Source organism: Frankia gtarii (genome assembly GCF_025403375.1).
Classification (GTDB): domain Bacteria; phylum Actinomycetota; class Actinomycetes; order Frankiales; family Frankiaceae; genus Frankia; species Frankia gtarii.
Window position 1 is genome coordinate 1 of record NZ_JAMPTM010000237.1, and the last position, 9,980, is coordinate 9,980.

A 9,980-nucleotide genomic window follows, 5' to 3' on the forward strand; every position below is an offset into this window, starting at 1 on the left:
GAGCGCTGACTGGGCGAGCCGGTGGCCGAACCCGGGGCGCCGCCGCCCGCGCCGCCCGCGGCCTGCTGGCCGCCGATCGCATAGATCCGCCCGTCACAGCCGGTAGTGGCCGCGAGGTAGGCGCGGGGGGCGGGAAGCGCGGTGACGGTCTCCCAGCTGCGCAACGGGCCGGCCGTCGAGGGGTAGGAGGGGCAGTTGCCGCCCGTGGGGCTCGCGGTGGCGGGACTGCCTGACGGCGCCGGGCTGCCCGGGGTGCCGGTCGGTGTCGCGGCGGCCCCCGTGCCGAGTAGACCGGGCGAGGCGAGCGCGGCCGTCAGCGTGGCGGCCAGAACGAAGGTGCGTGACGTGCACCGACGTGACGTGCGGGACCGACTCATGGGTTCCCCCCTCCGAGGCCCGCGTCCGCGGACCCGACCGACGGGTGGATCGCGTGGCTAAGTGGCGTCGCGGGCCCGGACGGCCTGGGCGTCCGCACAGAACGAACACGGAGTGTGTTCCCTCTGTTTCGGAATGCAATCTTCCGGTGCGGGTGGTTGCGGAGACGCCACCTCGGACGGCCCGCGGCCCGCGTAGCCTCTTCCCGTGCCCAGCCAGCCGCCGCCCGCCCCGTCGGGCGTGACCGCCCTGCACGCGCGCGTGCTCGCCCGGCTGACCGGCGCGGCCGAGGCGCGGCGAAGCGAGCGCTTCTTCGCCGACCAGGGGCGGGTCGTGGCCGCCCTCGTCGGCCTGTCCGTTCTCGGGTCGGGCGCGGTCGCCGCGGGGCCGTTCATCCTGCGCCACCTCATCGACACCTCGCTGCCGACCGGCAGGGTGCGCGACCTCGCCGTCCCCGTCCTGCTGCTGTGCGCGGTGCTGGTGTTCGAGTCGACCGTGCTGTCCGTGCGGATGGCGCTCATCGCCCGGCTCGGCGGGGTCGTCTCGGTGCGCATCCGCCAGACCGTCAACGCCCACCTGCAACGGCTGCCGTTCGCCTTCTTTCCCCGCAGCCAGCAGGGCGAGGTGATGACGGTGATGTCCTCGGATGTCCTCGCCGCCCAGAACGCGATCTCCGCGACCGTGCAGGCGGTCATCTGCCGGCTGGCGGACATCGTCGTCGGCACCGTCGTCGTCTTCGTGCTGGACTGGCGGCTCAGCCTCGCGGTGATGGTGTTCGCCCCCGCCACCCTGGTGATCATTCGTTCCGGGCGGCGTCGCCTGGCCGCGCTGTCGCAGCGCCAGCGTGAGCTCGACGGCCAGCTCATGGCCCAGGTCGCCGACACCTCCTCGGTGTCCGGGGCGCTGCACGTGCGGCTGTTCGACCGGGTCGACTACGAGCGGGAGCGGTTCGACGCGGCCGGCGTCGAGCTGCTGGCCGCGGCCCGGGAACAGGCCCGGCTCACCTCGCAGGTCCGTTTCCTGGTCAATCTCGGCATCGTCGCGACGATGACCGCAGTGGTGACCCTCGGCGCCTGGCTGGTCTCCTCCGACCGGACGACGCTCGGCACGGTGGCCGCCCTCGGTGGCGCACTGCTGGTGTCGTTCGGCCCGCTGTCCTCCGCGGTCGACCTGCGCTCCGAGCTGGCGGGCGCCGGCGCCTCGTTCCGGCGGATCTTCGCCCTGCTCGACGTGCCCGAGGACGAGGCCAGGGCGCTGGCCGTCGGGTCACCGGCCGCCGTCGCGGTGCCCCGGACGCGGGCCACGGCCACCGCCACCGCCACGGCCACCGCCACGGCCACCGCCACCGCCACCGCCACGGCCACCGCGTCGGCTCCGGGGGTGGGCGTGGGGCTGGCGCCGGTGGGCCTCGATCTGATGCTCGACGACGTGTGGTTCGCCTACGACCAGGCCGTGCCGGGGCCCGCGCGGGCCCCGGGCGCCGCGCCGCACGAGTACCCCGGCCCCGACGACCCGTCCTGGAATCTGCGCGGGGTGACGCTGCGCGTCGCGGCCGGAACGACCACGGCCGTCGTCGGCGCCAGCGGCGCCGGCAAGTCGACGATCGCCTACCTCGCCAGCGGGGTGCACCGCCCGCAGCGGGGCCGGGTCCTGCTCGGCGGCGTCCCGCTCGACGTGATCCCCCCGGCACGGCTGCACGCGGCGATCGGAGTGGTCCCGCAGGATCCGCACCTGTTCCACGACACGATCGCGGCGAACCTCCGTTACGGCCGGCTGGACGCCACCGACGACGAACTCCGGGCCGCCCTCGACGCGGCCAGCCTGTCCGCCCTGCTTGACCGGTTGCCCGAGGGACTGGCGACCCAGGTCGGCGCGCGGGGCTACCGGCTGTCCGGTGGAGAGCGCCAGCGGCTCGCCATCGCCCGCGTCCTGCTGCAGTCGCCGCAGGTGCTGGTGCTCGACGAGGCGACGTCCGCGCTGGACACGGTCTCCGAGGCGGTGGTGCGCTCGGCGCTCGACCGGCTCGCCGTCGGCCGGACCTGCCTGGTGATCGCCCACCGACTGTCCACGGTGATCGACGCCGACCGCATCCACGTCATGGATCACGGCCGCGTCGTCGAGGACGGCACCCACCTTGACCTGCTTGCCGACGGCGGCGCTTACGCCCGGCTCTACCGGCCGAGCGCCGTTTGACCGGTCGGGGGACGACGGGCACCACGGGGGGCCACGATGGCAGGAGCGCCGTGGGTGGAACGTGATGTATCGCCCGTGGGAGGAGCATTCCGGTAGTGGATGTCGGTGCGGCCGGCGCCGTCGTGGCACCCGCCGACCCGGACCGCGACCGGCAGGTCGAGAGGAGACCACCGCATGACCTCCACTGCCGGGCATGCCACCGCCACCGGTGATGCGGACGCCGCCGGGCCCGCCACCCCCGGTGGCTACTCACACCGCCAGATCATGGTCATCCTCTCCGGTCTGCTGCTGGGAATGTTCCTCGCGGCGCTGGACCAGACCGTGGTCTCCACGGCGATCTACCGGATCGGCGAGAGCCTGCACGGGCTGACCGCGCAGGCGTGGGTCACCACGGCCTTCCTGATCACCTCGACGATCGCCACCCCGCTGTACGGCAAGCTGTCCGACCTGTACGGGCGTAAGCCGTTCTTCCTGTTCGCGATCGCCGTGTTCATCACCGGCTCGGCACTGTGCACGTTCGCGACGTCGATGTACATGCTCGCCGCGTTCCGGGCCGTGCAGGGCATCGGGGCGGGCGGGCTGTTCTCCCTCGCCCTGGCGATCGTCGGCGACATCATCCCGCCGCGGGAACGGGCGAAGTACCAGGGCTACTTCATGGCGGTGTTCGGCACGTCCAGCGTCCTCGGGCCCGTCGTCGGCGGTGCGCTGGCCGGCCAGGACACGCTGCTCGGCGTCGCCGGCTGGCGGTGGATCTTCCTGATCAACGTGCCGATCGGCATCGTCGCGCTGGTCGTCGTCGCACGGGTCCTGCACATCTCCCACGAGCGCCGTGAGCACCGCATCGACTACGCCGGCGCCCTCACGTTGGTCGTCGCCCTGGTGCCCCTGCTCATCGTCGCCGAGCAGGGCCGCGAGTGGGGCTGGGGCGCGGGTTCGTCCCTGGCCTGTTACGCGGTCGGCCTGGTCGGCATCGCCGCGTTCGTGGCCGCCCAGCGGCGCGCCGGAGACGACGCCCTGCTGCCGCCGCGGCTGTTCCGCAACGGGGTCTTCGTCGTCGGATCCGCCCAGTCGGCGATCATCGGGATCGGCATGTTCGGTGGAATCACCCTGCTCCCGCTCTATCTCCAGCTCGTCAAGGGGAACTCGCCGACCAAGGCCGGCCTGCTCACCCTCCCGCTGGTGCTCGGCATCATGGTGCTCTCGCTCGTGGCGGGGCAGATCACCTCGCGGACCGGCCGATACAAGATCCTTCCCGTGATCGGGTCGGCGCTGCTCGTCGTCGGGATGCTGTTGCTGTGGCGCCTGTCGGCCGACAGCAGCCTCGTCTACGTCGACCTGGCGATGTTCGTCGTCGGCGCCGGGCTGGGCCTGAACCTGCAGACGATCGTCCTGGCGATGCAGAACGCCGTGCCGCCGCGGGACATCGGGGTGGCGACGTCCTCGACGACGTTCTTCCGGCAGCTCGGCGGCACCCTCGGAGTGGCGGTGTTCCTGTCGGTCGTGTACTCGATCGTCGGCTCCCGGATCACCTCCGCCTACACGGACGCGCGCGGCACGGCGGCGTTCGACGCGGCCGCGCGCAGCCATCCCGACCAGCTCAAGGCGCTCGGCTCCGCGTCCTCGGGCGGCTCGGGCAGCCTCAACGACCCCTCGTTCCTGCACGGCCTCGACCCGGTGCTGACCCACCCCTTCAAGGCCGGCTTCACCAACGCGATCACGGTCGCCTTCCTGGTCGGCGCCGCCGTGCTGGTCATCGCCTTCGTGTTGTCCCTGCTGCTCAAGGAGGTGCCGCTGCGGGAGACCGCGGCGGCCTTCGCCGACCAGCAGGATGATCCGGAGCTGGACAACGCCGCAGCTTTCCCGGAGCAGGGGGCTGGGACTTCCACGGCGGACGCGGCGTTGGGGGGCGGCGCGCAGGAGTCCGGCCGGCGCGCCGGCGACTAGCGGCGCTTCGCTCTCCCCCGGGGCCTACCGGGCCTACCGGGGGGCCTAGCGGGGACGGCGAGAGGGGCGAGAGGGCCCGCGCCTTCAGGCTGGAGATGAGCGCAGCGCGGGCGCTCGGCCGTGAGGGCACCGCGCCTGGGCGGTAGTGATCAGGGCCAGCTTGGCGCGGGTCGGGGCAGCGGACTGGCGCCCTCCGGGCGCAACCCGTCGAAGATGATGGCGAGGTAGCGCCGCCACAGGTCTGGCGCCGGATCCGGCAGATTCCCGGCGACGTGAACGGGCGCGCACACCAGCAGGACGACATCCATTCCGGTGATGTCGGGTCGGATGGCGCCTGCTGCGCGGGCCCGATCGACCAGTGCCCCGATGCTCGCGTACAGCTGGTCCCGGATCTCGATCACCGTCGAGTCTCCGTCGCTGACCGTCTGCAGGAATGTCAGGTCGTGCTGCTGGCGTGTGTCTGCGGCCACGGTCAGGAACTCCAGCAGCGCCGCCCCCGGGTCTGCCGAGTCCAGCAGGCGCCGGGCGACGGCCGTCAGCGCGGCGAGGTGGCCGCCGACGATGGCGGCGATCAGCTCCTCCTTGGTGGCGAAGTGGCGGAACACGGTGCCCTTGGCGACGCCCGCCCGGCGGGCGATGTCGGCGACCGAGGCGGAGACGCCCCGCTCCACGAACTCGTCCTCGGCCGCGGCCAGGAGCAGCTCGCGATTGCGTGCGGCGTCCGCGCGCAGCGGGCGAACAGGCCGGGTCACGACTCCGATCCTAGCAAGTTGACCTGTGGGTCATTTTCTGGCTACGGTCGGCAGGTCAACATGATCGTGCGGTCATTTTTCTGGCCTTGACCTGGACGTTCCGCGGGCCACCTCTCCGAAGGAGAATCATGGAACTTCGCGGCGCCACCGCCCTGGTCACCGGCACGAACCGAGGACTCGGGCACCATTTCGCCGTCGAACTGCTGCGACGCGGGGCGAAGGTCTACGCCACCGCGCGCCGCCCCGAGCTCGTGGACGTCCCCGGAGCCGAGGTGCTGCGCCTGGACATCACCGACCAGGCGTCCGTCGACGCGGTCGCCGCGGTTGCCGACGATGTCGACGTCCTGGTCAACAATGCTGCGTTCACGGCCGGCGGGAACCTGGTGACCGGCGACCTCGACGCGATCCGGCTGGCGATGGACTCGAACTACTACGGCACCCTCGCCGTGATCCGGGCGTTCGCCCCTGTCCTCGCCCGCAACGGTGGCGGTGCCATCCTCAACGTCCTGTCCGCGGCGGCCTGGACCACCGTCGACGGCAACACCGCCTACGCCGCCGCCAAGTCCGCGCAGTGGGGCCTGACCAACGGTGTCCGGGTCGAACTCCGCGGCCAGGGAACGCTCGTCACCGCGCTCGTCCCCGGGCTCATCGCCACCGAGACGATGAAGGACTTCGCCAGGAGCGCCGGGATCGTGCTCGCCGAGGGTGCGATGATCGACCCGGCTGACCTCGCACGGCTTGCCCTGGACGGGCTCGAGGCGGGAGACATCGAGATCCTGGACCACCTGGGCGCCGACGCGAAGGCGACCCTCACCGGTCCGCCGCGCGCCTTCGACCTGCAGTCCGTCGCGGCCGGGTGACGCGCCGGCCACGCCGGCCACTGTGACGGACGCGGCGCCGTGGTCGTCGCTGCCGTCGGCCGCAGTCCCCTCGTTCCCGAGGGGGAGGACGTCACAGGTGGCCGCGGCGGACCATCAGCGCGAGCACGCAGGCCGAGGGCGCCATCGGCAGCCACACGGTGACCAGCCGGTAGCCCAGGACCGCGGCGAGCGCGACGGCGGGGGACTGCTCGGCGGCGATGATCGCCGCGGTCAGGGCAGCGTCGAGCGAGCCGAAACCGCCCGGCGAGGGCACCAGGGCCGAGGCGGCGCTGGCGGCGAAGTACAGCGCGAAGACGGCCCCGACGCCGAGCGGGAGGTGCAGCGCGCGCATGACCGCCCACAGGGTGGCGGCGTGCAGCAGGGGGATGGCCGCCGACCCGCCCCACAGCAGGGCCGCCCGGCTCGGCGAGCGGACCGTGGAGCGCATCGACCGAAGCTGGTCGACGACGCGCGCCCACACCCCGTGCGCCACCCGGCGGGCCGCCGGCACCAGCCAGCCCAGCAGCGCGGCGACGGCGACGGCCGCCGCGGCCACAGCGACGCCGAGGGCCACCGGGCCGCCGTCCGGCAGCCGGGCGGAGTCCACCGGTAGGAATCCCCCGACCAGCAGGATGGCCAGCACGGCCAGATGGGTGGTGACCCCGGCGGTGGCGTCGAGGCCGACCGCCGTGAGGGACTCCCGCAGGGAGAACCCGTGCCGATGCAGGAACCGCAGCTTCACCGCGCCGACCCCGAACCCGGCCGGCAGCACGTGATTGGCCACGCTGCCCGCCACCTGGGCAGCGAGCAGCGGGCGGACCGGCAGCGACCGCGGCACCGTCCCCTGCTGGCAGGCCGCGCCGGCAACCCAGGTGAGCTGGGCGACGGCGACCGCCCCCACCAGCCAGAACGGATGGGCGCTGGCCAGCGCGTCGATGCCGGTCCGCACCGTCGACCACGACCGCACCAGCCACACCACCGCCACCAGCGGCGCCGCGCAGGCCAGCAGCGGACGAACCAGCCAGAACCGGCCACGCCGGGGCCCGACGGCCACGGCCACGGCGCCGCTCGGGCCGGCGAGGGCGCCGCTCGGGCCGGCGAGGACGAGCTGCCCGCCCGGCGTCACGGGTACCGTCGCCCCGGTCCGGGTGATGACCGCCGTCGGGCTCGCGTCGAGAGCCGCCGCGGGCAGTGCCCCGCCGCCCGCCGCCGACGCCTCCAGTGGTAGCTGGCGCATCACGGTCCTCCCGTTATGGCGTTCGCGTGGCCCTGGGCCACGTCGACCCGGTCCGTCCCGATGCCGTCCGGGATGATGCCATCCGGAGTGGTGCTCCCCGGCACGTCCTCGTCGAGAATTCCGCGACGCGCCCGTGACGGTTCACCCGAGTGTCGCGTGACCGGGTCGAGATCGGCACCCGAGCCGCCCGCGAGCAGCCCGGCGAGGCGTCCGGCGAGTCCACCCCAGCTCCACGCCTCGCGCATCCACTCGCGCCCGGCCAGGCCCATCCGGGCGGCCCGGTCGGGGTCGTCGAGCAGGTCCACGACGGCCCGGGCCACGGCGGCGGTGTTCCGGCCGTCGACGACCTCGCCCGTGCGGCCGGGCAGGACGACGTCCGGCGCCCCACCCTGGGCGCCGGTGATGACGGGCAGCCCGCTGGCCGCCCCCTCCAGGGAGGACAGACCGAGCCCCTCCAGGTCCAGGCCGAGCCAGCGGGTGCGCGACGGCATCGCGAACACGTCGGCGGCGTCGAGGTAGGCGGGCAGCTCCTCCTCGGCGATCGCGCCGGCGAAGTGCACCTCGTCTGCCACCCCGACCTGCCCGGCGAGACGGCGCAGCCGGGTCTCGGCGGGTCCCTGCCCGACGAGCAGCAGGCGTGCCCCCGGGTGGCGGCGTTGCACAGCTGGCCAGCCGCGGATGAGAGTGTCCTGCCCCTTGCGCGGCACCATCCGGGCCACGCAGATCACGACCGGGCGGTCCGACCAGCCCAGGGCGCGACGGATGTCATCCCCGCCGGCCCCGGGCCGGAAGCGGTGGGTGTCGACGCCGCCGGTGAGCCGGGCGAGGGTGGTGCCCTTCGGGGACACGGCGACCAGTCGGCGGCGGGTGAACGCGGTGAGATACGTCAGCACGTCGGCGCGGGCGGCCACGGTGCGCACGAGTGACCAGCCCACCGGCAGCCGGGACCAGGCGACCTCGTGTCCGTGACTGGAGGCCACCACCCTGGTGACGCCCTCCTCGCGCAGCGTCGGGGCGAGCATCCCGAACGGCGCGGCGGTGGGGAACCAGACGGCCTCGCAGCCCTCGGTGCGTACGAGTGAGCGCAGCATCCGCCGGGACCGCGGCGAGGTGAGGATCCGCTCGCCGGCCCGAACCACCGGGAAGGGCAGCGTGCGGTCGTACGCCTCGGCGCCGGGCGCCGCCGGCGCGACGACGATGACCCGGTCGGCGGGCAGGCCGGCGGTGAGGTGGCAGGCGAACGTCTGAATGCCGCCGAGGACCGGGGGGAACTTGTCCGCCACCACCAGCGTCCGCGGCAGGTCGGCGGCCTTGGAGATGCCGCCCCGCCGGGCGTCGGGGGGCGCCGCCGGTGCGGGCACGCCACCGCCCGGCGGCACGGACTCGTCCGGTCCCGCCGGGCCGGGAGTCCGCCTCACGCGGCGTCCGGCCGGCGGAGGTGTACGGCATGCGGCGGCGGGAGGCATGCATCGGCCCGTACGACGGGCCACGACGGCAGTCGGCGACCATCCATGAGGGGAGATGATTGCAGGCGGCTGGTGTGAGCCGGATGAGTGCCGCGAATGGGATGCGCCCCGCGATGCCCGGCTGGCGGGCCGTGGCCGGCGATGACGGTCGCGACGGGCGGCGTCGAACCGGTCCGGACCGCCGCGGACCGTCGGCGCGCCCGCGAATGCGCCGCCCACCTCACCCGGGGGAAGACCACCCGATGCGGGCCGGGCGGGGTCGGTTGGGCGGCCCGAGCATCCGGGTAGGCAGTGGACGGGCTGTCCGCGCCGCCGGCGCGCCGGCCCGGGGCGATCAGCCATGCGGCGGGGAAGGAGCACGACGATGGTGGGCACGCTTACCGTCACGGAACGTCGCGGCTGGCTCGACTGGGCGCTGGACACCTTCGACATGCAGGTGCGGGCCGTGCCACCCGGTTCCTGGGCGGCGCCGACGCCATGCCGGGACTGGGACGCCCGCGCGCTGGTCAACCATCTCACCGTCGAGCACCTGTGGGTCCCGCCGTTGCTGGCCGGCCTCACCCGGGAGGACATCGGCACCCGGTTCGACGGGGATCAGCTCGGCGACGATCCGGTCGCGCGCTGGACGGCGACGGCTCGCCGTAGTCGGGACGCCTGGGACCGGCCGCAGGCCTGGTCGTCGATCCCGATGCTGTCGTTCGGACCGACTCCCGCGGGCGAGTACGCCTTCCAGCTCACCGCCGACCTGCTCATCCACAGCTGGGACCTGGCTCGGGCGATCGACGCCGCCGGCCGGCTGCCCGGCGACACCACGTCGGCGCGGACCGTCGGCAACAACCGCGAACTCGTGCACTGGGTCCACGACAGCCTGCGCCGGCAGATCGACGCCTGGCGAGTGGTCGGCATCTTCGCCACCCCCGTCACGGTGCCGGCCGACGCGGACGAGTGGACCCGGCTGATCGCCCTCACCGGCCGTTCACCGGACTGGCAGCCCCGCCTCGACGGCGACCGGCACCTCGACGGCGACCAGCACCTCGACGGCGACCAGCACCTCGACGGAGGTCAGCACAGGGGGTAGATCAGGATCGGCGCCCCCGCCCCGCCGGCCGCGGCGGTGGGCGGGGCCGTGCAGCTGCGCAGCGGGGCCGGGGTC

The 9,980-nt window shown here is 74.0% G+C and carries 7 protein-coding genes and 1 pseudogene; 4 read left to right on the forward strand and 4 right to left on the reverse strand.

Features of this window, described 5'->3' with window-relative positions; all coding sequences use genetic code 11:
- Positions 1-377 (reverse strand): annotated as a pseudogene (locus NBZ83_RS25210) (galactose oxidase); the annotation flags it as partial.
- A gap of 205 nt (positions 378-582) precedes the next feature.
- On the opposite strand from NBZ83_RS25210, the gene NBZ83_RS25215 reads away from it, so the two are divergent.
- Positions 583-2,568 (forward strand): ABC transporter ATP-binding protein, encoded by a 1,986-nt coding sequence (locus NBZ83_RS25215; RefSeq protein ID WP_261575920.1) that lies wholly within the window; start codon positions 583-585, stop codon positions 2,566-2,568.
- A gap of 174 nt (positions 2,569-2,742) precedes the next feature.
- Positions 2,743-4,512: an MDR family MFS transporter gene (locus NBZ83_RS25220; RefSeq protein ID WP_261575921.1), complete on the forward strand. Its 1,770-nt coding sequence runs from the start codon at positions 2,743-2,745 to the stop codon at positions 4,510-4,512.
- Positions 4,513-4,661: 149 nt separating this feature from the next.
- Here the strand turns inward: NBZ83_RS25220 and NBZ83_RS25225 are convergent, their stop codons facing one another.
- On the reverse strand, positions 4,662-5,264 hold the full coding sequence (locus NBZ83_RS25225; protein ID WP_261575922.1) for a TetR/AcrR family transcriptional regulator: 603 nt from the start codon (positions 5,262-5,264) through the stop codon (positions 4,662-4,664).
- 128 nt (positions 5,265-5,392) lie between these two features.
- On the opposite strand from NBZ83_RS25225, the gene NBZ83_RS25230 reads away from it, so the two are divergent.
- Positions 5,393-6,124, forward strand: a complete 732-nt coding sequence (locus NBZ83_RS25230) for an SDR family NAD(P)-dependent oxidoreductase (RefSeq protein ID WP_261564590.1) — start codon at positions 5,393-5,395, stop codon at positions 6,122-6,124.
- Positions 6,125-6,215: 91 nt separating this feature from the next.
- Here NBZ83_RS25230 and NBZ83_RS25235 read toward each other — a convergent pair whose 3' ends face one another.
- On the reverse strand, positions 6,216-7,361 hold the full coding sequence (locus NBZ83_RS25235; protein ID WP_261564589.1) for a lysylphosphatidylglycerol synthase transmembrane domain-containing protein: 1,146 nt from the start codon (positions 7,359-7,361) through the stop codon (positions 6,216-6,218).
- The gene (locus tag NBZ83_RS25240) at positions 7,361-8,779 is read right to left on the reverse strand and encodes a glycosyltransferase family 4 protein (RefSeq protein WP_261564588.1); all 1,419 of its coding nucleotides are present in this window, start codon (positions 8,777-8,779) and stop codon (positions 7,361-7,363) included. Before NBZ83_RS25240 ends, NBZ83_RS25235 begins: the two co-directional genes overlap by 1 nt.
- 412 nt (positions 8,780-9,191) lie before the next feature.
- On the opposite strand from NBZ83_RS25240, the gene NBZ83_RS25245 reads away from it, so the two are divergent.
- Positions 9,192-9,905 carry a TIGR03086 family metal-binding protein gene (locus NBZ83_RS25245; protein WP_261575923.1) on the forward strand — a complete coding sequence of 238 codons (714 nt, stop codon included), beginning with the start codon at positions 9,192-9,194 and terminating at the stop codon, positions 9,903-9,905.
- Positions 9,906-9,980 lie beyond the last annotated feature (75 nt).